Genomic DNA, 25,076 nt, shown 5'->3' with positions numbered 1-25,076 from the left:
AAACATAAAGGTCATTTTTTGCAATGAGATGCTTCTATTGGAATCCTTGTTGACGCTTTATAGATGGTTAAGCTCCGCGGCTATAACTTAGGCCATTCTGTGAGCTTATTATTAAGATCAGACTTTAAGGTATGAAGCTCACTGGATAATGAGTCAACCACGTCAGCGACGCTCTCAATACATTCGGTCGCACTCACCCCATGACCTGCGCCCCAAGTGTCTTTCCACGCTTTTCCCTCACCGTGAATATCAGAAAAATCAATTTCCGTACTACCTTTGGCTGACTTCAAATCAAAGCCTGACTTTTCTAGACTGGCTTTTAACCAGTTCGCCATAACACCAGAGACGACATCCGACGTCACAATATCTGACATAGTTGAATCAACCAGCATATTGCGATACTCATCGTTCACTAAGCTCTCAGGACAGCTTATAAATCGAGTACCCATATAAGCAAAATCAGCACCTAGAGCAAGCAAAGCAGCGATTGATTTGGCGCTTTGTATCGCCCCGCCAACGATGATTGGCCCATCATAAAAACGGCGAACCTCTTCCACAAAAGCAAAAGCGGTATATTTACCCGTATGCCCACCTGCCCCAGAACAGACCAAAATCAGACCATCAACCCCTGCTTCGACTGCTTTTTTGGCTTGCTCTGCATTGATGACATCGGCGAACACTTTGCCGCCAAAAGCATGAACTCTATCTAGCACACGCTTAGGACTACCAAGAGCAGTTACCACGAATTTAGGCTTGTAGCGCTCAACTAAAGCCAACTCAGCCTCAAAACGGTCGTAGCTTTTGTGGACAATCATGTTCATCGCCCACATCCCTTCATACTCTGTATCTTTAAGTTCAGCTTCAATCTTATCCAACCAGACTTCTAACACATCAATCGTGCGTGCATTAGGGGCTGGAAAACAGCCTATTATTCCGGCTTTTGCGGCGGCTATAGTCAAATCAGGACCCGATATCAGGAACATAGGCGCCACGATAACTGGCAGCCGCATCTGATCATATAATGTAGATACGATATCTCTATTGGCCATATCTTCTACCCCTTCACTTTATTAATTAAGTCCAAGGCCACATCAACGATCATGTCTTCTTGACCACCGATAAGCTTACGCTTGCCCACTTCAACCAATATTTCTCGCACGTCAATACCGTATTGTTCAGAGGCTTTTTCAGCATGACGTAAAAAGCTAGAGTAAACACCAGCATAGCCAAGGGTCAGCGTCTCACGGTCAACTCGAACCGGTCGGTCTTGTAGCGGTCGCACTAAGTCTTCAGCGGCATCCATCAATTGGTAAAGGTCACAGTTATGCTCCCACCCTAGGCGATTAATGGCGGCAATAAATACCTCTAGCGGTGCATTTCCAGCGCCAGCGCCCATGCCAGTCAAAGAAGCATCGACCCGCGTTACGCCGTTTTCGACTGCAACAATACTATTTGCCACGCCTAAACTTAAATTATGATGAGCATGAATACCGAGCTCAGTGCTATCATTTAACGTATCTTTTAGCGCCTTGACCCGATCTGCCACATCATTCATATTCATCGCGCCGCCACTGTCTACGACATAGACGCAACCTGCGCCATACGACTCCATAAGTTTCGCCTGTTCGGCTAGATTGGCGGGCGATACCATATGCGACATCATCAAAAAGCCTATGGTGTCCATGCCCATCTCTTTAGCAGTTTCGATATGCTGCTTTGAGACGTCAGCCTCGGTACAGTGAGTTGCAACACGTACTGAGCGTACGCCCAAATCATAAGCGCGCTTTAAATCTTGGACAGAGCCGATGCCAGGTAGCAATAGCGTGGTCAATACCGCTTTGTCTAACACATCAGCCACCGCTTCAAGCCACTCCCAATCGGTATGCGCACCAAAACCATAGTTAAAACTACTGCCACTTAGGCCATCGCCATGCGCGACTTCAATAGCATCAACACCAGCGTTTTCTAGGGCTTTAGCGATATTACGGACATGGTCAATACCGTATTGATGACGTATGGCATGCATACCGTCGCGAAGGGTAACGTCTTGGATGTATAGTTTTTTATTAGTCATGATTTATGCTCCCACTTGTGCTTGTCTGGCGACCGCAATCTTTTCAGCAGTTTTTAGGGCCGCTGAGGTCATAATGTCTAGATTGCCCGCATACGAAGGCAGGTAATGCGCCGCGCCTTCTACTTCAAGAAATACTGAGGTTTTGAGCCCGGTCAGCGTACCGATATCTGGGATGTGCAATGGGTTTTGCTCGGTATAACGCTCAAACTGTACGGTCTGCTTTAAGCGATAACCTGGTACATAGCTTTGTACCTCTTTGACCATTTCATCAACACTGGCTCTGATGTCATCCTCACTCGCATCTTCAGAAAACGTCATTACAGTGTCACGCATAATCATCGGTGGCTCAGCAGGGTTTAGGACAATAATTGCTTTACCTTTTTTGGCACCGCCTACTTGCTCAATTGCGTGCGAAGTGGTTTCCATAAACTCATCAATGTTTGCTCGAGTACCCGGTCCTGCAGATTTTGACGAGATAGAAGCGATGATTTCTGCATAGTGCACAGGTGCCACACGTGATACGGCATAGACCATAGGAATGGTCGCTTGACCACCACAGGTCACCATATTGACATTTGGCTGCTCGATATTAGACTCACCATTGACGGCGGGGACAATAAATGGACCAATCGCCGCTGGGGTCAAATCAACAATGACTTTGCCCGCTTCATGACAGACTTTTGAATGGGTAGCGTGTGCAGAGGCGGAGGTGGCGTCAAAGACAATGGCAATGTCTTTCCACTCAGGCATAGCCACTAAACCGTCGATACCTTCATGAGTGGTCGCGACACCCATGCGTTTGGCACGAGCCAAGCCATCAGACTCAGGATCGACACCAACCATGGCGACGATTTCTAGGTTTTGAGAGGTTTTTAGAATTTTAATCATCAAATCAGTTCCGATATTTCCTGAACCGATGATGGCGACTTTCACTTTAGTTGACATATTATTGACATCCTTTTCGATAGATAGACTGCTTATTCGGCTTGTTATTCGGTTGATTAATCGATGAAACTCACTGACACACTATTGAGGCCATCTATGCTGGCGGTAAATTGATCGCCTGACTTGACGGCTACCATTGGCCCTAAGGCACCAGATAGCACTACATCACCTGCTTTGAGCGGCTGACCGTTTTCAATCATCATATTGGCAAGCCAAAGTGTCGCTAACAAAGGGTTGCCTAAACACGCTCGACCTTCGCCTTCAGAAACGACTGCATCACCATTTGCTAACTGCATTTTGCAGCTCTCTAAATCCAGTTGGCTAAGCGGTACGGGCGTGGTTCCCATGATAATTCCGCCATAAGAAGCATTGTCAGCAATAGTGTCAAACAGGCTAATGTCCCAGTTCGCCACACGGCTATCGACAATCTCTAAAGCGGCAACGGCATAATCAACGGCATTGATAACATCAATAATCGTTAAATGGTCAGTATCTAAGTCGGATTTCAATACAAAGGCAATTTCAGCTTCTATCTTAGGTTGCAGGAATTGCCCGACGGATATTTGCGCGCCTGAGCAATAGCAAGTATCGGCGTAGACCATGCCGTAGTCTGGTTGATCCACACCCAATTGTGCTTGCACAGCGGTTGAGGTCAGACCAATCTTGCGACCAATGGTGACTCTACCTTGCTCGCTCCAGCGGCGGTGATTCTCTTGCTGAATCTGATAAGCCAAAGAGATATCTGTAGCATCAACTTGGTTACGTAGTGGTGCGACTGCTCCTTTTTTATAAGCATCAAATAGTGAGGGTGCTAACTCTGAAGCGTTGCTCTTATCATTCATAATGTAAGCTCTCGTGTGCGTCGTGTATTTTTGCGTCGTATATAGATAGGTTATTTACGTGGCGGACGCTGAAACTTATGTCCCCAAGCCGAATTGGTATGATGAACTTTGACATGCCAGCTATCATCATCAACCTCTATCGCACCCCAGCCAAATTCAACATCAAAGCCCGACGGACTCATGGTATAAAAAGACAACATCTCATCATTAGAATGTCGACCTAGCGTGAACGAGAAGTGTGTACCTGCTTTTTCGGCGGCATCCATCGCCCGACCAACGTCATCGACGTTATCGACTTGCAGCATGATATGAGCAACTTTCGCTGGAATAGGCACAGGCGCTAATGCCAAAGAATGATGACGTCCGTTGCAACGTAAAAAGGTGATACTTAAAGGCTTACCGGGTACGATTTCGGTATTGATGTAGTCCGATACTTTGAAACCTAAAAGCTGAGTGTAGAATGCTTCTTGCGCTGCATGGTCTTTGGTAATCAGAACGATATGACCGAGTCCCTGCTCGCCAGTAATAAAGCGAAAACCTTTAGGACTGACAAAAGGCTGATTGGTCAACTGCAAAGGACCATAAAAGGCTTCACAGCGGGTGCCGTCAGGATCATAAAAGACAATAAGCTCTTTTACTTGACGCGATTTTGCCAACTCATCGGAACCCAGTTCAAAAGCGATACTGTGCTCGTGCAAGCGGTTTTTCAGATTTTCCAAATCCTGCTTGTCACTAACTTCCCAACCGACATAATCTAGATTGTTATGATCTGAGTTTTTAAGTTTAATACGCCAAGCATACGAATCGACACGCAGTGACATATCGCCGTTATCATGGTCATCGACACTGACGCCCAGTATGTTTTCAGCATAATCTCGCCACGCTTCTTTATCAGCAATGGAAAAGCCCAGATAGCCTAATGCTTTTATCTCCGACATATTAAAATCCCTTTTATGAGTTTTGTTCCTGCACTACACAGCCCAACATACAAATAGCCGCGCATTTAGCCGCGCATCAGTTTTCGCAGTGGTAGCTCTGGATTGGCCAGTTGTGATGGCTCAACATTCACATCATTCTTTATCATACGCATGGCGGCACGAACGGCATTTGGATTATTGACGCTGACAGCACCAACGACGCGATTATCAACGACGCTAAAATACACCGGCCACTCACCTTCTAGTCTCACGACCAAATGCTCTTTGGTTGGTAAAATCTTGCCAGCCATCTCTATATGCAAATCGCCTTGATCTGACCAAAACCAATCGACAGGTGCTACTGGTAACTCTTGATTTAAAATAGCAGCGGCGGCACGCTCCCCTTGATGTTGAGCTGACTGCCAATGCTCATGACGTACCGTTGAACCGTCAGCTTGCGTCACTGCCGCAACGTCTCCTGCCGCATAAACGTCTGCGAATTTAGTGGCTTGATTGTCATTAACTTGAATACCGCCCGTTACTGGGTTTAATAACTCAGCGCAAATAGCATCCGAAAGATAAGGGGTGCTTGGCGCCATACCAACGCCCATTACAATGACGTCAACCTCAATGGATGTACCATCATCAAATAATATGGACGCACTGCCATCTGGCTGCTCTATAAATTTATCGAGGCGGCAATGAGACGTCAGCTCCACACCTTGGGCGCAGTGGTTGGCAACGATTTTTTCGCATAATTCTGTCGGTAGCAGATGAGCCATAGGTAGCGCGGCGGCATCTAGCCACTGTATTACGGCGTTAGATTTAGATAGCGAAGCTGTGGTTTCAGCACCAATAAAACCCCCACCTATCACCGCCACACGTGTATCAGCGGTCAATCTTTGGCGTAGGTTTAAAGCATCTTCATAATGACGTAGTACCAATACTTGCGGTAGATTTGCCCCTTCTATAGGTAGGCGTCTTGCTTCGCCACCTGTTGCCAAAATGACGGCATCGGCAGTTAATTCTTTACCAGATTCTAGAATAATGCAGCGTGTTATAGGATCTACTTCACGGGCGCTGTCACCATAGTGAGCTTCTATATTGAGTGCCGAGAGCTCGTCATCGCTGATTAAAGCGATATCATGATGTGTGCTGTCTGCTTGCATCAAAATCTGTTTAGATAGCGGTGGTCTCTCATATGCGCCATGTTGGTCTTTATCGACCAGCGTAATACTACCCGGAAACCCCAGTTGGCGTAACGTTCTGACGCAGCTTATCCCAGCGGCACTCGCACCGACGACGATGACTGACTCAATCTGGCTCATCTGTCGACCTCAACGTATATCTCACCGTCTTTGATTTCGACATCATAGACGTTGACCGCTTTTATGGCTGGTGGATTATCAGGTACGCCCGTCTTTAGACAAAAGACTGACATATGCAGCGGACACTCAACGGTATCACCCTCTACAAAACCATCACAAAACGAAGCTTGGGCATGAGTACAGGTGTCATCGATCGCATATACCTCACCACTTTCACCGCGAATAATCGCAATCGGAGGAACAAAATTATCAAGCTTGATCGCTTCACCAATCTCTAAGTCTTCTAATTTGCCAACATGAAACATAACAACCTCGCTTTATTCTGCCGTGAAGTGATTGATGACCAATTGCAGGAACTCTTTTGGTCTTTCCGCCATGACCCAATGTCCGCAATTGGCTAAGACATGCAAGTCGGCATTGGGCATCGAACGACCCAACTTAAAGCCCATTTCTGTCGGCACAACTTTGTCTTCACGGCCGTGAATAACGATAGCGGAATGATTGATTTTGGCGACCACATGTTCAGGCATGCCCGAGAGTTGAGTTTCACCTTCCTCATTTGGCTGTATCAATAGCTTACGCAGACCTTCTTGCGCGCCAGGAATGAGGCTGGTTTGATAACGTTCTTCCACCAACTCATCGGTGATGGTGTCTGGGTTATAGGGAAAATGAGACATGGCTTGACGCATGTTTTCGCGTGATGGTGTGTAGTCCCATCCCGAGCGCAGGCCTGGCGTCATAAAGAACTTGTCACACGGAGTGCCCATTAAACAGAGCTTGGAGAATCTTTCAGGAAAACGTGCCGCCGTTGCTAAAGTTAACGAGCCGCCAAATGAATTTCCGATTACATTTGTTTTTTCGATACCTAGCGCATCTAAGAAAGCCAATAAATGTTTGCCCCAATGCTTAATATCGTAGCTGAAATTGGGATCTCTTTCGGTGTGTCCAAAACCCGCCAGATCAGGCGCGATGACACGGAAGTGTTTGGCCAGTTCAGGAATAATCTTACGCCAGTTGGTATAGGCAGAGACGCCTGGTCCTGAACCATGCAGTAGCAATAATGGCTCACCCTCGCCCATTTCCAAATAGTTGGTTTGCAATCCAAAAGCTTCAATCGTTTTGCCTTTGCCAGAATCAATTACTTGCATATTTAATCTTCCTTGATAACAGTTTTCACGAGATGATTATTTATCACTGACATTTACAATAATACAAAGAATTTATCATGTCAATACGGTACCGTATGTTAAACATTAAAAAAACGCTTTTGCACTTATGGAAAACCAGTTAATTATTATATCTTTATATGCAGAAACCTTGTATATAATAGTGTTTAAATTCACATAATATATATGGTTATGCTTAATAATTATTTTTTCAAACAGACTAAAATGATAGGTATTTTTTATGTAAAACATGCTTATGCGTATGTCTTAATAAAATACTTAACCGTATGGAGATAGAAAGATAAATAAAAAAAACGCTATTTATGCTTATTTGATGTCATGAGAGGTTGATTTTTAAATAGTAGATAAGAAGGAGAAAAGGACTCTATTAGGCTAATATTTAACCAATGATTTAAATGGAGTAAAGTGATAAAATGCTGCGAATCTGATATGAACGACTTGATACGCGTATAATTATCAATGCCTATAAGTGCTCTCGTATCATCAGATTTTAGGTATCTTGTATTTAGCATTTAGAATACTGGAAGCGCACCAAATATAATCAACAAACGGTTTTAGAGTTAATCAACGATGATTGACTCTTTTTTTAAAAAGTAGAGGTCTTAAAAGCATGGATTTAATAGAAAAAAATCCAAGTCAACCCAACAAACTGACGGCGAAAGATTGGTTAGATATCGCTGAATCTGAGTTGGCTAAATCTGGTATCTCTGCCGTCAGAGTAGAGCCGCTTGCCAAAAAGCTAAAGGTTACCAAGGGCAGTTTTTACTGGCATTTTAGTAGCAGAAAAGAGCTGTTCGAAAAAATACTATCAAACTGGCGCATTCGTTCAACGGTTGCGATTATAGAGCGTTTGAATGATACAGAATTAACACCTAAAGAGCGCCTAAGAAAGCTATTTTTAATTCCCTATAAGCGTAATAGCAAAACCAACGGTGCCGCTTTAGAGTTAGCAATTCGCAACTGGTCACAAAATGATAAAGCGGTAAGAGAAATTCTGAATGAAGTCGATACTCATCGTCTGACCTTTATTGCGATGATTTATGAAAACTTGGGATATGACAAAGCGCAGGCCGAGATAAAAGCTTCATGTTTTTATTACACGATGCAGGGAGTATCCGTTGTAAATGTATACAAGGAGGTAGCCCATATTGAGCAGATATTTGAGACGTTATTGTGATGTTGCTTTCATAAAACGAGACTAATTAGTTAGGGTAACAATTAAAATAATTAGCTATGATGTCATCTATTTTCGATGGTGACTCAAATAGATGTCACCATCGTATTATGATAACAATCTAGATAAGTTACTTCCTAGTTAAGTAATATAAGAACTCCTTATAACTATCATGCTACTACCGTTGTCTATATTTTCTAACGTTTGTGTATAATCCAAATTTAACGCGGAACTTGACGAAGAGTAAGGATTTGTTCACTACGACCAAAGGGTCCATGTACATCATGTAAGACCGTGCTAGTTATACCAATACCGTCATTACCGTACTGTTGTACCGCTTCCATACCTAACCAACTTCCCTTGGGCATGCGATGCATGTGAATTTGCAAATCTGTATTAGGAAACATCCATTGTAAATCGCTTAATTCCAATCCAAGTCTTGGTACGACGCCATTGGCGATATCGACCATACCTAATAGATGCACCAAATCAGTCGTTGGCTCACCTTCTACCATTTCAGTATTATTAGTAATCCATACCATACCTTTACCATTACGCCGATCTGAATTGGCGACGAGATGCACGCTTTTGACAAACCCGCCGGGCCAGCCTTTAATATCTTCCCAAACTGGTAGATCATTAGGATGGTGAGGAGCGTGTTGATCCTCCAAACCTGCAATGGCGCTGGTATCTTGCGTCAACAATCGCCAAGCGCGCGCGGTAACACAGTCTCGACCACCACTACTCATGACCGACTCTATCAATTCAATGGTTTTTCCAGGACGAATACAGCGAGTGGTAATAGTAAAATCATCCAGCGGTATAAGTCCTAAGATATCAAGGCTAATGCGGGCTATGCGCATATTCGCTTGCGGTGCAAACTGGTTTAGCTCGTGAGTGAGCACTCCAGTCGCCGGTGCCATATGCTGCTCATGCTGATTCCATGCGCCCTGAGCATGCTGAGTAGGTTTGTAGTAAGCAATACTGATGTTATCTGATTGCTGTTCACGTTTGATAAAATTGTAATAAGCTGCCATGGTTATCCCTTCACTTTGGTTTCCTAGTAAGATAATCTGAGTAGATTCAAACCTAGGATAGTAACAGATATATTGGCGTTGCTCCCCCACTGAAAATATACTTTCACTTTTAACTGATGTTTTAAGTAGATAATTTGTTTAAGGAGGGCTTATACAAAACTCGAATAACCTAAAGATAGTTATCCCTAATTACTCTATATAGTTGATACTAAATTAAATGGATACACTAGATATTAGAAAAACAAAAACCCCTTCAAACCTATTAGACTTGAAGGGGTTTTTTATTGAATGTTCAATAAGAACATATTAGCTTAAAATTCGTATTTGGCCATTATTTCAACTTGCTGACCTTTTCTTACTTCTAAAGTGGTCCTATCGCTTCGATCTCTCCACTCAATACCAACATCTAGATCTGGAAAATACTCATAGACAAGGTTGATGCTTTTTACGTTCACAGAGGTATCTACCGCATCATCTACATTAATCTCACCATAACGCATGTTGCTCATCAGCTTTTCTGTAAATTTATGCCTATACCCTACCGTGAAGCCAGTTTGTGATACAAGCTTACCGTCTTCGGCATCACAATCTACATCGTCAGTCGAACCAAGGACTCTTCCAACACATACGGTGGAATAGGCGCCCATCCCTTTACCATTGTATACGCTCGCATGTAGCGAATCATTGCCTATTTTCAGTTTGCCAGCCAAAGAAACACCGACGCCTATATCTGAATCTTCTCCATTTTTGGCCTCACGAGCCGTAACCGCCAAGTTATAGCTAAGATCAGATATATCATCCTTGTAGCTAACAACCATATCAGGCAAATCAGCTTCGTCATCAACAGGTTCTTGAGCCGTAAAACGAAACCCTTTATGAACGTAATGTACCGTCAAATCTGGACGAATATAAGCGCCACCACCAGAGATGGTGCCCAAACCCGTGCCTCGAAAGTCAAGCTGCTCAGTTAAAAGTGGGTAGACCGCTAAGAACTGACCATTCCACGTCTTACCGACTGTCAAATCATCGATTTGAGCATAAGCATGGCGAAGTCGCAAGTCTGAACCGCCATTTGCAGCATTGCCATAAAAGTCCCCTTCAATAAAACCTGTTAATTTTTTATCCTCTATGTCCTTGGTGGTTTTAAGATTAATCCGAGATTGCCGTCCACTTCCTTTAAACTCAGACTCCCCTTCATCTGGAGAATAAAATATACCTTCTGCTTTAACATAACCACCGATACTTAAAGTAGTATCGCCATTGGTGACAAGCTCTATTGCTTGTGCTTGTACACATGCTCCCAAGACAGCCAAACCAAAAGACAACTTTTTGATATAAAGCATGATCTACACATTCCTTGTGTTGTTTTAAAATTCATTTAAGTTAATTTAAATCCCTTTAAATCTCTATTGTTACCGTATTTTTTAACCCTATAAATACCAGCACTATCTCCTTATAAAAAAATTACCTCCTAATTTAGTTGAACTTCACAGTTTAGTTAAAACTTTCAAAAGCAGTAATCGCGGCTTTTTTGGTCTCATCAATGTTTTTCTTTTGTCCAGTAGTTTTATCAAGATATACCAGCACTGACTCACCGCTAGCAACGATAGTATTCATAGCCGTACTATAATAGGTATATTCATGAATCACGCTGGCATTGCCAATTTTCTTGATTCGAACCCCAATCCATAGGGTATCGGGATAAGTCACTGGTTTGAAATATTGACAGGATGACGCTGCCATGACTGAAAAGGTGTTTTCATTAAATAGATTTAATTGAGTGTTATAGTGAATGCGTGCATTTTGGGCATAAGTGTAATAGACCACATTATTAACATGACCAAAGGAGTCCATATCGCCCCACTCTACTTGCTGGGAATGAATAACCGCAAAACCATGCATGGGATGGTATTTATCTTTATTCAGCGTCTCTTGTATTTCCGGTAATATCGCTACAGCCTTCATAGTTCTCTCTTCTAGTTATGCTAATGAGCGTAGGTGTTATTAACCAACGTTAAAATTATCAGTAAGCTCATATATTTTTTGCAATTATCGCTATGGGTTAAATCAATTTTTCTGTGTACATCATGCGCATCTTTTTCTTATCGAGCTTGCCCACACTGGTTTTCGGCATTTCTATTAAGAATTTTATTTCACTTGGCACGCCATACTTTGGTAAATAGCCCTTCTCAACCGCTTGATGACCTATCGCTAAAATAGCCTCCGCTTTGGTATCGGCATGCTCAGGTTTTAAGACTACTAACGCTAAAGGGCGCTCGCCCCATTTTTCATCCGCTACTCCGATTATGGCCACTTCAGCAACGCTCGGATGAAATGATAAAATATTTTCGACTTCCAGCGAGGATATCCATTCGCCGCCAGACTTAACGACGTCTTTGAGTCTATCGGTAATCTTTAGCGTGCCATCAGGTGAAATACAAGCAATGTCTTGTGTATGCATCCAACCACCGCGCCACAACTCATTGCCAGCATCTGCATTCTTAAAATAGCTTTGGGTCAGCCAAGGCGCCCGCACAACCAGCTCGCCTGTCGACTCACCATCCATGGGTAGGGCTTTGCCATTTTCGTCCCAAATCTCCATTGATACCAGCATAATCGGAGAGCCAGAAAGACAACGATAATTGATCTGTTCTGTCGTTGTCATAGTATTTGTCTGATCACCGAATGCCATTCTGGCAAGGACAGGACAGGACTCTGACATCCCAAACCCTGAGATAAACTCGATACCGCTTTCAAGAGCAGCTTCAGCTAGGCCTTCGTTTAATTTGGAACCCCCTACTGACAACTTAAGACCGTTGAACTTGCGTCCTCGTGTTGCCATCTCTTTAATTAACATTTGTAAAATGGTTGGGACACCGTGTGAGAGGGTAACTTTGTGGTGTTCAATCAAGTCAACCAATACTTCAGGAAGATATCGCCCTGGATACACTTGTTTGAGCCCTATCATGGTTGCCCCATACGGCCAACACCATGCATGCACATGAAATAATGGCGTCATTGGCATGTAGACATCATTGTAGCGAGCGCCTTGACCTTCGGCACTGAGTGCGGATGCTAGAGTACTCGATAGCGTCTGTAATACGATTTGCCTGTGGGTAAAAAAGACGCCTTTTGGGTCTCCTGTCGTGCCACTGGTATAAAACGTGGTGGCGATAGTATTTTCGTCGAAATCTGGAAAATCAAACTCATCACTGGCCGCAGCTAGCATGGCTTCATATTCACCTTCGACATAATCTGGCATGCTGGCTTGCTGAGCTTTTATAGTGTCTTCGCTATAATCAGCATCATCAAAATTAGCTTCATTAAAACCAGTACCATCAAAGTCAGTGTCATCAAGCCAGATAATTTTCTCAATAGAAGGGGCTTCATGACGGTAATTTTTAGCCATGGGCTCAAATTCAGCATTTAATAACAAGGCTTTTGGTTTGGCATGGTTAATGGTGTACAGCACTTTATCTTCAGCCAAGCGTACATTGACCGTTTGCAAAATCATGCCAGACATGGGCACGGCAAAATACGCTTCAAGGTAACGATGACTGTCCCAATCCATGACCGCAACCACATCACCTGCTTGCAAACCCATATTTTTAAGTACGTTTGCCAAGCGATTAACCCGCTTAAAAAATTCAGCATACGTATAAGTCACCTTATCGGCATAACTGATGGTTTGCTGAGTAGAGGCGATCTTTGCACGGTTTAGCAGCTGTTTGATAATCAAAGGAAAACCATACGCTTCTTCGGCTTGTTGGTAGTTCTCATGTTGGTTGAGTATCGTTGTCATTATTGTCATCCTTGATAATAAAATAGTATGGCAAGAGTACTAATGGAGTTAGACTCGTTCAATCACCATGGCAAGCCCTTGCCCAATACCAATACATAAACTGACTATCGCGTATTGTCCGCCTGTGCGCTGTAGCTCGCGCGCTGTAGTTAAGGCAAGTCTAGCGCCCGATGCGCCAAGTGGATGTCCGACGGTAATCGCGCCACCATTGGGATTGATACGCTTGTCATCAAAGTCAATCTCTAAACCTTTTAGGCAACCGAGTACCTGCGAGGCAAATGCTTCATTAATCTCGATGATGGACATATCATCAAGGGTCAAATCAGCGCGTTTCAATGCCAGTTTAATGGCCTCAACAGGGCCTACGCCCATAATACTGGGCTCAACACCCATGGCACCGGATGAGAGAATTTTGGCAATAGGCTTAAAGCCTAACTTTTCTTCTGCTTGCTTTGAGCCAATAATCAGCGCAGCCGCCCCATCGTTAATGCCCGATGCATTCCCTGCCGTAACTACGCCATTCTCATTTAACGGTTTCAGTTTTTGCAGTGCTTCCACAGTAGAGCTGGCGCGAGGATGCTCATCTTCTGTTATCGCTTTTTCGGGTAACTTCTTACCTTGCGATACCATAATTGGCGTTATTTCCTCATCAAAGAACCCCGCTTGTTTGGCGGTTTGATATTTAGCTTGCGAGGCTGCTGCGAATTTATCCGCCTCTTCACGAGTGATACCGTATTTGCGAGCGACATTATCGCCCGTCTGCGGCATGCTATCGCTACCAAATTCTTTAGTCAAAAGAGGATTGGGAAATCGACTGCCAATGGTGGTATCAAATACTTTAAATTCACGACTAAAAGGCTGCTCGGTCTTAGCAAAGACAAATGGTGCACGGGTCATTGACTCAACCCCACCTGCTAAAAATATGTCACCCTCGTTACAAGTGATACTACGGGCAGCATCAACGACGGTCGATAATCCCGAAGCACACAGACGGTTGATGGTTTGTCCGGGTGTTTTGACATCTAGTCCCGCTAGCAATGCAGCATTACGAGCGATGTTGCGTGAGTCCTCGCCGGCCTGATTGGTATTACCAATCAGCACTTCATCAAAGATATCGTTAGGTAATTGATGCTTTTCGACCAGAGTCTTCATCACTGTGGCGATTAAGTCATCAGGACGCACGGTTGCTAATGCTCCACCATGGCGACCAAAAGGGCTTCTTAATCCGTCATAAATATAGGCGTCTAACATAACTGTTCCTTGTTGTGTTTTAAGAATTTGCATTATTAAAATATAGCGTTTATTAAATTGGTCTAGCTCTTAGCATCAGCAATCTAGCATTGACAATTGCTCTGTTGAGTAAATAATGAGATGCCTAGCTTGGCGCGGCGTTGTAACCATGGACTAGGACGATAACGCGGATCACCCGTTAACCCATAGATACGCTCTAAGATGAGTAAAATACGCTCGGCACCAAGCTCATCGCCCCAAGAGATAGGACCATACGGATAGCCCAATCCAAGCTTGACGGCATTGTCGATATCTTCTGGCGTGGCAATACCTTGCATCGCAATATCACAACCTAAATTAATGACCATAGCCACGACTCGCTGCGCCACAAAGCCAGTACTTTCGGAAATTAGCGTGGCATCGACAGCAACATTTGAGCCCTCATCCGAGTGATCATTTAAGCTTTTGGCAAACTTATTACTGCTAGCAAATAGGGCATAAGCTTGCGCTACAAAGTTATCTTGCGTAACGATACTTGGCATCAACGTACGATGCTTGAATAAGTCAGTCAGCATATCAATGGCGACCGCTTGTTGAGGGTTCACTTGATAGCGAATAGCCGCATTGGTCGTATCTTCGCCGTAGATGGCCAGCAATATTAAGCTGTCAGAATTTGGCTTATCACTGTCGTCGATATTGATGCTGTTAGCGTTTAGATAATCAACCAACTGCTTTTTATCTTCTGCTAAGTCTGCGCCAATCCAAACTGTTACGTTTGATACATCAGACCTTACTTTGGACACTGATGCTTCAAACGATGATTGTTGCGACGTATTCGCTGTCAATTTTTGACCGTCTTTATAGTGATAAAAGCCCTCACCAACTTTACGACCCAGCTTTTTCCCTATTAGCATTTGACGGGTCAAGGGATGCGGGCGATAGCGAGGCTCAAAGTAATATTGGTTATAAATCGTTTCCATAACTGGATGCGACACATCGATGCCAGTGAGATCAAGCAGCTCAAAGGGTCCCATCCGAAAGCCAGCGCCTTCACGTAAAATACGATCGATATCCTCAAAGCTAGCGATTCCCTCGCCTAATATTTTTAAAGCTTCTGTGCCATAAGCTCTGCCACCATGATTGACAATAAAACCTGGGGTATCCTTTGCCACCACCCCTAAATGTCCCATGCGTTTGGCTAAATCCGTAAGCGTCTCTACCACTGAAGATTTGGTAGAGAGTCCCGGAATCACTTCAACGATTTTCATGAGCGGCACTGGATTAAAGAAATGAAATCCTGCTACGCGCTCTGGGTGCTGACAATTAGAAGCAATCGCGGTCACCGCTAGCGATGAAGTATTGGTTGCCAAAATCGTCTCGGCAGGGACGATGCTTTCTAACTGTTTAAAAAGCTGTTGTTTTATTTCTAAATTCTCAATAATGGCTTCAATAACGACATCTACCTCGGCGATTTTAGCTATCTCTTCAATCACTGTTAGATTCGATAAAGTAGACTGCAGCTGCTCATCGGTAAATTTGCCTTTGGCCGCTAATTTTTCGAGTGTGGTTTGTAGGGATTGACGCCCTTGTGCAGCGGCGCCCGCTTTGGCATCAAATAAAAGCACTTGAATGCCAGCTTGGGCAGCGATTTGCGCAATGCCCATGCCCATAACGCCAGTGCCGATAATGGCCAATGATTTAACAGTCATAATAATCCTTTATATGGTCTCGTTACTTTATGAGCTCTTGTCGCTCTATATGGTCTTGTTGAACAATCTCGTTTTCAAAGTATATTTGCTATTTTTCAGCCAGCTACTGACCTTTATAATTGGCGTCACGCTTTTCCAAAAAAGCTTTCGCCCCTTCTTTTTGATCTTCAGTATCGAATAAAATCTGAAAGGCTTTACGCTCTAAGGCCAATGCGCCTTGTAGTGGCATATCCACCCCAAGATTGGCAACTTCTTTAATTTGTTCTAAAGCAATCGGTGAATAACCCGCTAGTTGCTCGGCAATCTCAATAGCACGCTTAATAGTCGCCTCATCTTCGACCACTTCAGAGACCAGCCCCATTTGATCTGCTGCATCAGCGCTTATCATATCGCCCGTTAATATCAGCTTCATGGCTTTATGTTTGCCAAGCACGCGAAACAATCGCTGCGTGCCGCCAGCTCCTGGCATTAAGCCGATTTTGATTTCTGGTTGGCCAAACTTGGCAGACTTACCAGCGACAATGATGTCAGCGTGCATAGCAAGCTCACAGCCGCCGCCAAGCGCATAGCCATTGACCGCTGCAATAATCGGCTTGCGACAATTAGTAATAGCATCCCAATACTGCTCGCTACGACGTAGATAGACATCAACCGTTTTTGCGGTTAAAAAGTCATTGATATCAGCACCAGCCGCAAACACTTTATCGCCACCAGTCAGTACGATAGCCTTGGTTTGTGGATCATCGTTTAATTGAATGAAAATCTTTGCCATTTGCTCACGTAGTTCAGCATTTAAAGCGTTGCGAACTTTGGGACGATTAAGTGTTATCAGACTTACGCCATTTTCTAACGTTTCACAAATAATGATCTGCTCTTCCATGATGCTGTCCTTTAGATATTATCGTTAAGTAAAATATCGCAATCTTTAAAATACATTACTAATTATAAAATATAATACCGCATAGCGATATTCAAGACCAATATATACTGTTTATTTTCTTTTGTGAAGAGTAAATCTCAGTCAATTTTAGAAATATACGGACTACTTAGACTTCAATTTTTTAATTAATACCGCATAGCGGTTATTTAAACCAAAAGTATTGTATTTTAATAAACTATCAATTATGCTGTTTGTTCAAGGTAATTACGAAGTCGTTATCACTCTAAGTATTAATCAAACAAGGAAGAACCACATGATCAGAGATAAGGAAACTCTTAACCAAATTACCGAAACTATCCGTCAATTTGTTAGCAACCAATTAATACCAATGGAACATTGGGTCGCAGAAAACGATTGTCTTCCAGACGATATCATTAATCAAATGAGAGAGTTAGGGCTGTTCGGACTTACTATTCCCGAAGCTTACGGCGGGCTTGGCGTTACCATGGAAGAAGAGGTCACACTGGCATTTGAATTAGGACGCACGTCTCCTGCATTTCGCTCACTAATAGGAACAAATAATGGTATTGGCTCATCTGGTCTAGTCATTGATGGTACCGAAGAGCAAAAACAAAAATACCTACCAAGACTTGCTAGCGGTGAAATTATCGGCTCATTTTGTTTGACCGAGCCGGATTCTGGTTCAGATGCTGCTTCATTAAAGACCACTGCCATTAAAGATGGTGATACCTATGTTATCAACGGTACTAAACGTTATATTACCAATGCCCCTGAAGCTGGCATCTTTACTGTAATGGCACGTACTGATCCACAAAATAAAAGGTCAGGTGGCATTTCAGCCTTCATCGTTGAGAGCGACACCCCTGGTATTACGTTGGGTAAAATTGATAAAAAAATGGGCCAAAAAGGCGCGCATACCTGTGATGTTATCTTTGATAATTGCGTAGTGCCTGCTGATGCATTGATTGGTGGCGTTGAAGGTGTAGGTTTTAAAACGGCTATGAAAGTACTTGATAAAGGACGCCTACATATTGCAGCAGCAAGTACAGGCGCCGCAAGTCGAATGTTAGATGATGCCTTACACTATGCTGTTGAGCGTAAGCAGTTTGGTCAACCAATTGCTAATTTTCAGCTTATTCAAGCCATGCTCGCTGATTCAAAAGCAGAGATTTATGCGGCTAAATCTATGGTACTAGACGCTTCACGTCTACGCGATGAAGGTAAGGATGTCGTGACCGAATCGTCATGCGCCAAGATGTTTGCCACCGAAATGTGCGGCCGTGTTGCTGACAGAGCCGTGCAAATTCATGGCGGTGCGGGCTATATTGCGGATTATGGTATTGAACGTTTTTATCGTGATGTGCGCTTATATCGTTTGTATGAAGGCACTACTCAAATCCAGCAAATTATTATCGCCCGCAATATGATCAAAGAAGTTAGCGAGTAAGTAATACTTATTCGATGATTAATAAGTATGTACGTTATTAGAGTATTGAGGTGTTTGCTAGGATGCTGATACCACCAAATCCTACCCTTGACTGTAGTCTTCTATTATCACAACAATAAGGATATATATTGTGAAAAGTGCTGCTATAACTTCAAAGCCAGTCTTAGATTCTGTACAAAAACAACCTTGGAAATTGGCATTCGTTTTTTGTTTTTTAGTTTTATTATGTGATGGCGCTGATATTGGTATCCTCGCCTTTACGCTCTCGAGCCTAAAGCTAGAGTTTGCATTGACCAATGTACAAGCTGGTGCTTTGGGCAGTTGGTCACTATTTGGCATGGCAATCGGTGGATTTTTTGGCGGCTGGGCTTGTGATCGTTTTGGGCGTGTGCGCGTCATTGTAGTTGCGACTGCTCTCTTCTCCGTATTATCAGGTTTTAGCGGATTTGTGCAGAGCTATGAGCAGTTTATAGCATTGCGGTTCACCGCTTGTTTGGGTCTTGGTAGTTTATATATTGCGACTAATACTTTGATGTCGGAGATGGTGCCTACCAAACATCGAACAACCGTGCTTGCAATGTTGATGACAGGTTTTACGTTAGGGTCTTTAGTGATTACTAGCGTTTCTGCTTGGATTATTCCCAGCTATGGTTGGCGCACACTATATCTCTTAACGTTTTTGCCTATTATTCTTGCAGTAGCGATGTACTTTCTTATACCTGAGCCAAACTCTTGGAAAGAAGCGCGTGCACTTAAACTCAGTGGCGCGAAAAACTCGCTCCAAAAACCAGAAAATCCTTACAAAGCAATTTTTGAAAATCCAAGACATCGCATTATGTTCATTCTATGGTCGATGAGTTCAGGCTTACTACTCTTTGGTTATTTTGGTGTAAGCAACTGGCTACCTTCTTATCTAGAGACTGAACTGGGTATCAAATTTAAAGAGATGGCTCTATATATGGCGGGTACTTACTTGACCATGATGTTTGCAAAACTCGTAGCAGGTATAGTAGCTGATAGAATCGGTCGCAAAATAGTATTCGCTTTTGGCACCATGGGCACCGCCCTATTCATTCCAGTATTAGTCTATATGCATACCCCAGACAATATTGGCTGGTTGATGATAGCCTTTGGTTTCTTATATGGTATTCCTTATGCTATTAATGCTACCTATTTAACGGAAAGCTTTCCTACTGCTATTCGCGGGACTGCTATTGGCGGTGCATTCAATATCGGACGGCTTGGATCAGTTATTGCACCTGTTGCCATCGGTTATATGGCTATGCAAAATTCTATCGGTGCAGGTTTATTACTCATGGCAGGCGCGTACTTCTTATGCGGTCTTATTCCGACCTTGTTCATCAAAGAGCAACAGTATGATCCACAAAAAGCGTAATAATATTAAGTCCATATATACCGCATAGCGAAATAGCTTATAATAGCTATGTTAAGAAGTTTACTGCACCTTTAATACTGAATCTTTAAGATAGTCTTATTAAAGGTGCAAACCAGTAAGTACTAGCGTACCACCATTTTATTGTTTTTTTATAAAACACCTTAAGTAGTGTATTCTTTATAATGTTCACATTAATTTAATTGAGACTAATAAACTTTGTATGACTACTAATACCCTTGCTGATGAAAACTCTAATGAAGCAACACACATTGAGCTGTTAGAGCCGATTGCAGAGATGAAAGATAAAAACGACAGGCAGTTTGTTACGGCTTTGGCCCGAGGACTAGAGTTGCTACGTTGTTTTACCCCGCAGCGCCCTTATCTCGGCAATCAAGATCTAAGTCAAATGACAGGTCTGCCTAAAGGGACGATTACGCGTCTTACTTATACCTTGGTCAAATTAGGATATTTAAAGCAATCGACCAACAGTAGTAAATATCAGCTCTCTGCGGGTGTGTTGGGGTTTGGTTATACAATGATGGCGAACATCTCTATCAACAATTTAGTCACACCGTACATGGAAGAGTTGGCGGATTATGCCAATAGTGCGGTTGCCATGGCAACCCGCGATCGACTGACGATGGTGTATCTAAATGTCGTGCAAGGGTCTGGCACGACTACCATGCGACGCAATGTTGGCTCATACCTGCCCATTCATTTAAGTTCTATGGGACGAGCTTGCTTAGCCAGTATGCCACCTGCTGAGCAAGAATTTATCCTTGATGCCATTCGTAGTAAGTATAAAGACGACTGGTTAAAAATTAGGCGAGGACTGGACAAAGCTTTTAAAGATTATGAAGATTATGGGTATTGTTTTTCGATTAGTGAATGGCAAAAAGACGTCAATGCTGTTGCTACTGCCATGATGCACCCTACTGAGGGATTACTAACTTTTAATTGTGGCGCGCCAAGTTTTGTGCTTAGCCGTACTAAGTTAGAAGAAGATATTGCTCCTCGTCTACTGCATATGAAGAATAATATTGAAGGTAATATTTATATAAGCTAAAGCTTGTCAACAGTTAGCTCAAATACTGCTGAAGATCAACTATACTACTCTCGTTAATCGACTAAGGTTAATTATTTTTAAACCCTTTTAATTCTTAAAATTTAAAGGAGTTTTTTATTGCTTAAACTTTAGTAAAATATAATAAAAAACAAAGCCGAATGCTATTTTTAATAACATTCGGCTTTTTTGTGCGCTTTTTTTAAGTGCTTTTTAGCAGCTACTTTTTTATTTCTAAAAAGAAGTACGACGATAGTTGCGGTATTTAGGTAGCCAAAAATTGGCTTTTAAACGACGCTCCAAAGTTTCTAATGTTACTGGTAAAGCAAGTTTGTCTTCAACCGCTTGTAAGGCTACTGCATAGGCTATTTTTTCGCTGATCTCTCTGATAAGTTTTATTGGCGGCAGTATTGCCCCTGGTGCCTTGTCATATTCCATTGAAATATCCGCTAAGGCCTGACTTGCAGCCATTAACATATTGTCACTGATACCTGTCGCTCGTGCTGCTAAGACACCGAGACCAATACCTGGGAATATATAGCTGTTGTTACACTGAGAAACCTCGAAAGATTGCCCCTCAAACGTTGTATGAGGAAAAGGGCTACCTGTGGCAATAATGGCGCGACCGTGACTCCAGCTAGTCACTTCTTGCGGTGTGGCTTCGACACGAGACGTTGGATTTGAAAGTGGTAATACAATTGGGTGCTCAGTATTAGCACATAGCTTTTCGATCACCTCTTTGGTAAACAAACCTTTTTGCCCGCTGACACCAAACAATACGGTTATTTTTGCTTGCTCAATCACTTGTGCTAAGCCCAGTTGCTCACTCTTATCCCAGTGCTGAATATTGGCTTCTTTTTGTACTAACGGTGCTTGGAATTCTTGTAGCTCTGTCATGCTATCAGTTAAAAGGCCATAACGATCCACCATAAACACTTGGCTACGGGCTTGCTCTTCAGTTAACCCTTCGCGCTGCATTTGACGAACAATGTGCTCTGCAATACCGCAACCTGCTGACCCTGCCCCCAAAAATGCTATGTTTTGTTGGCTAAGTTTCTCGCCTTTATTTAAGCATGCTGCAATCAATGTACCGACTGAAACCGCAGCAGTGCCTTGAATATCATCGTTAAAACAACATAATTGATCGCGATATTTATTCAATAATGGTGTCGCATTTTCCTGTGCAAAATCTTCAAATTGTAGTAACACTTCAGGCCAACGACGTTTCACCGCTTGAATGAATAAGTCTACAAATTCATTATATTCATCGCCAGAAATTCTAGGATTTCTCCAGCCCATATACATAGGGTCATCAAGCAGCTTTTGATTGTTGGTACCAACGTCTAATAAAATCGGTAGGCAGTAAGCTGGGCTAATACCACCGCAAGCGGTATATAGTGATAGTTTACCGATTGGGATTCCCATTCCACCAATACCCTGATCACCTAAGCCCAATATACGCTCACCATCGGTAACGACGATCACTTTTACTTTTTGTTTGGTTGCATTTTGCAACATATCATCGATTTTATGACGCTCAGGATAAGAGACAAATAAACCACGTTTACGGCGATAAATCTGAGAGAATTTTTCGCAAGCTTGGCCAACCGTTGGGGTATATATAAGCGGCATAACTTCCTCAATATGCTGCTCAATCAAATGATGAAACAAGGTCTCATTGGTATCTTGTATGTTGCGTAAGTAAATATGCTTGTCCATATCATTAGTAAAGGAGCTGAGCTGATGATATGCGCGTAGTGATTGCTCTTCAATCGTCTCAATGGCATGAGGCAATAAACCTGTCAAATTAAAGCTATCACGTTCCTCTGGTGAAAAGGCGCTACCTTTATTTAGCAAAGGGGTTTCTAATAGTGCAGGACCTGCAAAGGGAATGTATAAAGGACGTTGGTTTGTCATAATAAGATCTTCTTAATAAGGGTATGATAGTAAAAAGTTAACTGTTTTTATCGTTCCATAAAATAATAAACATCATTTAAATCTAGTTCTTGGTCTAACTTTCTTAAAATTATTCAACTTAATACCACTAAACTCAACACCATCAAGAGTTGCTACCCTTAACCAGTCAAATGTCTTTTATAAGCGCTTAACATCAAGGGTAAATTGATTGTTTTGTGATGTCTGTTTATCTAAACAAGTAATTGATACCAAATTAATAGTTAATTCATATAAGTCATGCTAAAGAAAATATACAGATATGCTTAGTAAACTAACCATCTAACAAGAAGTTTATCATGACCAAGAAAATGTAGAGTTATAATATAGAATTTAAAGCAAAGGCTGTCAAAAAATTAGCAGATGATAACATTAAATTTAGGACAACTGCTCGACAATTGAAATAATGATAGTATAGATTAGCTTTGGTTAAGTTCAGAATTGGTTAAGTATAGCCATATGATAGAGCTATTATAAATTATTTTTGTTCAAACACAGTAAGACAGATAACAGTAATATCAGCTATTTAGTTAACACAACCACAGTCATAGTTGAGACAACTTTATTACAAAGGGTATTTAAAACTACTTGTTACGACTTGTCATTAGTGCTATATTTTAATCAGTTAATGAGTACCTACACTCTTTGACCAAAACCTCTTAGTATCTTCTTCGTAAAAATCGTTACCGCAAGAACACCATAAAAAGAACGCAGTAAGTAGTAAAGTGACCGATCACCTGCAACTCCTTTCTTTGACATGGTTAATTTTTTAAATTCGAAATACGCATAAATCAAACTGTATGAGTCAGGAAGACTCTTGCATTGAATTCGCATGAAATCCTGCTTATACAATTATTGCACCCCTTTATATGCACTTACAAGGATGTGAATCATGTCACTACAAAACCCAATTTTTATTCCTGGTCCTACCAACATACCAGAAAGATTGCGTCATGCGATGAACGTTCCAACGCAAGACCACCGTGCCCCTGATTTCTCAGACACCTTTTTACCAGTTCTTGCTGATGCCAAAAAAGTATTTGGCACTGAAGACGGTGAAGTCCTTTTATTCACTTCAAGCGGTACAGGCGGCTGGGAAGCGGCTATCAGCAATACTCTATCTCCTGGTGATAAAGTACTAATCGCTCGCTATGGTATGTTCTCTCATCGCTGGATCGATATGTGCCAGCGTCATGGATTGGATGTACAAGTGGTTGAATGTCCTTGGGGAACGGGCGCTCCTGCTGATGAGTTCCAAGCTATCTTGGCAGCAGATACAGATCACAAAATCAAAGCACTGATGGTCACGCATAACGAAACAGCAACGGGTGTATTAAGCGATATTGGCGCGGTTCGTCATGCTATGGATAACGCGGATCACCCCGCTCTTTTATTCGTCGATGGCGTCAGCTCAATCGCTTGTGTTCCCTTTAAAATGGATGAATGGGGCGTCGATATTGCGGTAGCTGGTTCGCAAAAAGGCTTCATGCTAGCAACGGGTATGGCGATACTAGCCGTTAGTCAAAAAGCACTCGCAGCAATGGAGCAAGCTAAACTGCCACGTACCTATTTTGACTTTCGTGACATGCTAAAAGCCAATGCTAATGGCGGCTTTCCTTATACCCCGCCCCTAAATCTCATTTATGGCATGAGAGCCAGTCTTGATATGCTGTTTGAAGAAGGCCTTGAGAATGTCTACGCGCGCCATCATCGCTTGGCTGAAGGCGTACGCCAAGCGGTTAATGCTTGGGGCTTTAAGTTATGTGCAGTATCGCCTGACTTATACTCTGAGACTGTAAGTGCGATATATGTTCCTGAAGGCTTCAATAGTAATGAGCTGACCGATCACGCCTTTAATAAATATGGCATATCTTTCGGTGTTGGCTTAGGTGAGATGGCTGGTCGCGCCTTTAGAATAGGACACTTGGGTTCACTTACTGAAGTCATGGTTCTAGCGGGACTAGCAGCTATTGAGATGGCAATGGTTGACTTAAATTATCCTATCACGCTAGGTCAAGGCGTCACTGCGGCACAAGAGTATTACCGCAATAACTAGATAAAAGTTATCAAA

The 25,076-nt window shown here is 42.7% G+C and carries 21 protein-coding genes; 5 read left to right on the top strand and 16 right to left on the bottom strand.

Going from position 1 to position 25,076, the window contains the following annotated elements:
• Nucleotides 1-80: 80 nt before the first annotated feature.
• From ACS8FC_RS11985 to ACS8FC_RS11950, 8 genes are all read right to left on the bottom strand, one after another.
• The gene (locus tag ACS8FC_RS11985; RefSeq protein WP_439296974.1) at nt 81-1,049 is read right to left on the bottom strand and encodes an NAD(P)H-dependent flavin oxidoreductase; all 969 of its coding nucleotides are present in this window, start codon (nt 1,047-1,049) and stop codon (nt 81-83) included.
• Nucleotides 1,050-1,054: 5 nt separating this feature from the next.
• On the bottom strand, nt 1,055-2,074 hold the full coding sequence (dmpG, locus tag ACS8FC_RS11980) for a 4-hydroxy-2-oxovalerate aldolase (RefSeq protein WP_439296973.1): 1,020 nt from the start codon (nt 2,072-2,074) through the stop codon (nt 1,055-1,057).
• Nucleotides 2,075-2,077: 3 nt separating this feature from the next.
• Nucleotides 2,078-3,019 (bottom strand): acetaldehyde dehydrogenase (acetylating), encoded by a 942-nt coding sequence (locus ACS8FC_RS11975; protein ID WP_439296972.1) that lies wholly within the window; start codon nt 3,017-3,019, stop codon nt 2,078-2,080.
• A gap of 56 nt (nt 3,020-3,075) precedes the next feature.
• Nucleotides 3,076-3,861: a 2-keto-4-pentenoate hydratase gene (locus ACS8FC_RS11970; RefSeq protein ID WP_439296971.1), complete on the bottom strand. Its 786-nt coding sequence runs from the start codon at nt 3,859-3,861 to the stop codon at nt 3,076-3,078.
• A 50-nt stretch (nt 3,862-3,911) separates the two neighbouring features.
• Nucleotides 3,912-4,799 (bottom strand): VOC family protein, encoded by an 888-nt coding sequence (locus ACS8FC_RS11965; protein ID WP_439296970.1) that lies wholly within the window; start codon nt 4,797-4,799, stop codon nt 3,912-3,914.
• A 65-nt stretch (nt 4,800-4,864) separates the two neighbouring features.
• A complete protein-coding gene (locus ACS8FC_RS11960; protein WP_439296969.1) occupies nt 4,865-6,106 on the bottom strand; it encodes an NAD(P)/FAD-dependent oxidoreductase in 1,242 nt (413 codons plus the stop codon).
• Nucleotides 6,103-6,411, bottom strand: coding sequence for a bifunctional 3-phenylpropionate/cinnamic acid dioxygenase ferredoxin subunit (locus ACS8FC_RS11955; protein WP_439296968.1), 309 nt, complete (start codon nt 6,409-6,411; stop codon nt 6,103-6,105). Before ACS8FC_RS11955 ends, ACS8FC_RS11960 begins: the two co-directional genes overlap by 4 nt.
• Nucleotides 6,412-6,423: 12 nt before the next feature.
• The gene (locus ACS8FC_RS11950) at nt 6,424-7,254 is read right to left on the bottom strand and encodes an alpha/beta fold hydrolase (RefSeq protein ID WP_439296967.1); all 831 of its coding nucleotides are present in this window, start codon (nt 7,252-7,254) and stop codon (nt 6,424-6,426) included.
• 649 nt (nt 7,255-7,903) lie between these two features.
• On the opposite strand from ACS8FC_RS11950, the gene ACS8FC_RS11945 reads away from it, so the two are divergent.
• The gene (locus ACS8FC_RS11945) at nt 7,904-8,470 is read left to right on the top strand and encodes a TetR/AcrR family transcriptional regulator (protein WP_439296966.1); all 567 of its coding nucleotides are present in this window, start codon (nt 7,904-7,906) and stop codon (nt 8,468-8,470) included.
• Nucleotides 8,471-8,688: 218 nt separating this feature from the next.
• Here the strand turns inward: ACS8FC_RS11945 and ACS8FC_RS11940 are convergent, their stop codons facing one another.
• The 7 genes from ACS8FC_RS11940 to ACS8FC_RS11910 all read right to left on the bottom strand — a co-directional run bounded on the left by ACS8FC_RS11940 (nt 8,689) and on the right by ACS8FC_RS11910 (nt 17,125).
• Nucleotides 8,689-9,504, bottom strand: coding sequence for a thioesterase family protein (locus tag ACS8FC_RS11940; protein ID WP_439296965.1), 816 nt, complete (start codon nt 9,502-9,504; stop codon nt 8,689-8,691).
• Nucleotides 9,505-9,815: 311 nt separating this feature from the next.
• Nucleotides 9,816-10,847 carry a porin gene (locus tag ACS8FC_RS11935; RefSeq protein WP_439296964.1) on the bottom strand — a complete coding sequence of 344 codons (1,032 nt, stop codon included), beginning with the start codon at nt 10,845-10,847 and terminating at the stop codon, nt 9,816-9,818.
• A gap of 151 nt (nt 10,848-10,998) precedes the next feature.
• Nucleotides 10,999-11,469: an acyl-CoA thioesterase gene (locus ACS8FC_RS11930; protein WP_439296963.1), complete on the bottom strand. Its 471-nt coding sequence runs from the start codon at nt 11,467-11,469 to the stop codon at nt 10,999-11,001.
• Between the two features lie 97 nt (nt 11,470-11,566).
• The gene (locus ACS8FC_RS11925) at nt 11,567-13,306 is read right to left on the bottom strand and encodes a fatty acid--CoA ligase (RefSeq protein WP_439296962.1); all 1,740 of its coding nucleotides are present in this window, start codon (nt 13,304-13,306) and stop codon (nt 11,567-11,569) included.
• Nucleotides 13,307-13,354: 48 nt separating this feature from the next.
• On the bottom strand, nt 13,355-14,557 hold the full coding sequence (locus ACS8FC_RS11920) for a 3-oxoadipyl-CoA thiolase (protein WP_439260875.1): 1,203 nt from the start codon (nt 14,555-14,557) through the stop codon (nt 13,355-13,357).
• An 83-nt stretch (nt 14,558-14,640) separates the two neighbouring features.
• Complete coding sequence (locus tag ACS8FC_RS11915) at nt 14,641-16,251, bottom strand: 3-hydroxyacyl-CoA dehydrogenase (RefSeq protein WP_439296991.1); 1,611 nt, start codon at nt 16,249-16,251, stop codon at nt 14,641-14,643.
• A 97-nt stretch (nt 16,252-16,348) separates the two neighbouring features.
• Nucleotides 16,349-17,125, bottom strand: a complete 777-nt coding sequence (locus ACS8FC_RS11910; RefSeq protein WP_439260876.1) for an enoyl-CoA hydratase — start codon at nt 17,123-17,125, stop codon at nt 16,349-16,351.
• Between the two features lie 313 nt (nt 17,126-17,438).
• Here ACS8FC_RS11910 and ACS8FC_RS11905 point away from each other — a divergent pair, with 313 nt between their 5' ends.
• The 3 genes from ACS8FC_RS11905 to ACS8FC_RS11895 all read left to right on the top strand — a co-directional run bounded on the left by ACS8FC_RS11905 (nt 17,439) and on the right by ACS8FC_RS11895 (nt 21,055).
• Nucleotides 17,439-18,593 carry an acyl-CoA dehydrogenase family protein gene (locus tag ACS8FC_RS11905; RefSeq protein ID WP_439260877.1) on the top strand — a complete coding sequence of 385 codons (1,155 nt, stop codon included), beginning with the start codon at nt 17,439-17,441 and terminating at the stop codon, nt 18,591-18,593.
• A gap of 130 nt (nt 18,594-18,723) precedes the next feature.
• Nucleotides 18,724-19,989 (top strand): MFS transporter, encoded by a 1,266-nt coding sequence (locus tag ACS8FC_RS11900; protein WP_439296961.1) that lies wholly within the window; start codon nt 18,724-18,726, stop codon nt 19,987-19,989.
• A 220-nt stretch (nt 19,990-20,209) separates the two neighbouring features.
• Nucleotides 20,210-21,055 carry an IclR family transcriptional regulator gene (locus ACS8FC_RS11895; protein ID WP_439260879.1) on the top strand — a complete coding sequence of 282 codons (846 nt, stop codon included), beginning with the start codon at nt 20,210-20,212 and terminating at the stop codon, nt 21,053-21,055.
• Between the two features lie 231 nt (nt 21,056-21,286).
• Here ACS8FC_RS11895 and ACS8FC_RS11890 read toward each other — a convergent pair whose 3' ends face one another.
• Nucleotides 21,287-22,969, bottom strand: coding sequence for an NAD-dependent malic enzyme (locus tag ACS8FC_RS11890; RefSeq protein ID WP_439296960.1), 1,683 nt, complete (start codon nt 22,967-22,969; stop codon nt 21,287-21,289).
• 928 nt (nt 22,970-23,897) lie between these two features.
• Here ACS8FC_RS11890 and bhcA point away from each other — a divergent pair.
• Nucleotides 23,898-25,061 carry an L-aspartate--glyoxylate aminotransferase BhcA gene (gene bhcA / locus ACS8FC_RS11885; RefSeq protein WP_439296959.1) on the top strand — a complete coding sequence of 388 codons (1,164 nt, stop codon included), beginning with the start codon at nt 23,898-23,900 and terminating at the stop codon, nt 25,059-25,061.
• Nucleotides 25,062-25,076: the final 15 nt, after the last annotated feature.

The organism is Psychrobacter sp. 1Y4 (assembly GCF_051847555.1).
The sequence above is the reverse complement of the archived record's forward strand: the minus strand, read 5'-3'. Positions and strand labels throughout refer to the sequence as shown.

Coding starts and splice junctions, on each gene's coding strand:
- dmpG (WP_439296973.1), bottom strand. CDS start 2,074: ATGACTAATAAAAAACTATACATCCAAGACGTTACCCTTCGCGACGGT.
- ACS8FC_RS11925 (WP_439296962.1), bottom strand. CDS start 13,306: ATGACAACGATACTCAACCAACATGAGAACTACCAACAAGCCGAAGAA.
- ACS8FC_RS11955 (WP_439296968.1), bottom strand. CDS start 6,411: ATGTTTCATGTTGGCAAATTAGAAGACTTAGAGATTGGTGAAGCGATC.
- ACS8FC_RS11985 (WP_439296974.1), bottom strand. CDS start 1,049: ATGGCCAATAGAGATATCGTATCTACATTATATGATCAGATGCGGCTG.
- ACS8FC_RS11965 (WP_439296970.1), bottom strand. CDS start 4,799: ATGTCGGAGATAAAAGCATTAGGCTATCTGGGCTTTTCCATTGCTGAT.
- ACS8FC_RS11970 (WP_439296971.1), bottom strand. CDS start 3,861: ATGAATGATAAGAGCAACGCTTCAGAGTTAGCACCCTCACTATTTGAT.
- ACS8FC_RS11895 (WP_439260879.1), top strand. CDS start 20,210: ATGACTACTAATACCCTTGCTGATGAAAACTCTAATGAAGCAACACAC.
- ACS8FC_RS11945 (WP_439296966.1), top strand. CDS start 7,904: ATGGATTTAATAGAAAAAAATCCAAGTCAACCCAACAAACTGACGGCG.
- ACS8FC_RS11960 (WP_439296969.1), bottom strand. CDS start 6,106: ATGAGCCAGATTGAGTCAGTCATCGTCGTCGGTGCGAGTGCCGCTGGG.
- ACS8FC_RS11935 (WP_439296964.1), bottom strand. CDS start 10,847: ATGCTTTATATCAAAAAGTTGTCTTTTGGTTTGGCTGTCTTGGGAGCA.
- ACS8FC_RS11905 (WP_439260877.1), top strand. CDS start 17,439: ATGATCAGAGATAAGGAAACTCTTAACCAAATTACCGAAACTATCCGT.
- ACS8FC_RS11950 (WP_439296967.1), bottom strand. CDS start 7,254: ATGCAAGTAATTGATTCTGGCAAAGGCAAAACGATTGAAGCTTTTGGA.
- bhcA (WP_439296959.1), top strand. CDS start 23,898: ATGTCACTACAAAACCCAATTTTTATTCCTGGTCCTACCAACATACCA.
- ACS8FC_RS11920 (WP_439260875.1), bottom strand. CDS start 14,557: ATGTTAGACGCCTATATTTATGACGGATTAAGAAGCCCTTTTGGTCGC.
- ACS8FC_RS11930 (WP_439296963.1), bottom strand. CDS start 11,469: ATGAAGGCTGTAGCGATATTACCGGAAATACAAGAGACGCTGAATAAA.
- ACS8FC_RS11910 (WP_439260876.1), bottom strand. CDS start 17,125: ATGGAAGAGCAGATCATTATTTGTGAAACGTTAGAAAATGGCGTAAGT.
- ACS8FC_RS11940 (WP_439296965.1), bottom strand. CDS start 9,504: ATGGCAGCTTATTACAATTTTATCAAACGTGAACAGCAATCAGATAAC.
- ACS8FC_RS11890 (WP_439296960.1), bottom strand. CDS start 22,969: ATGACAAACCAACGTCCTTTATACATTCCCTTTGCAGGTCCTGCACTA.
- ACS8FC_RS11975 (WP_439296972.1), bottom strand. CDS start 3,019: ATGTCAACTAAAGTGAAAGTCGCCATCATCGGTTCAGGAAATATCGGA.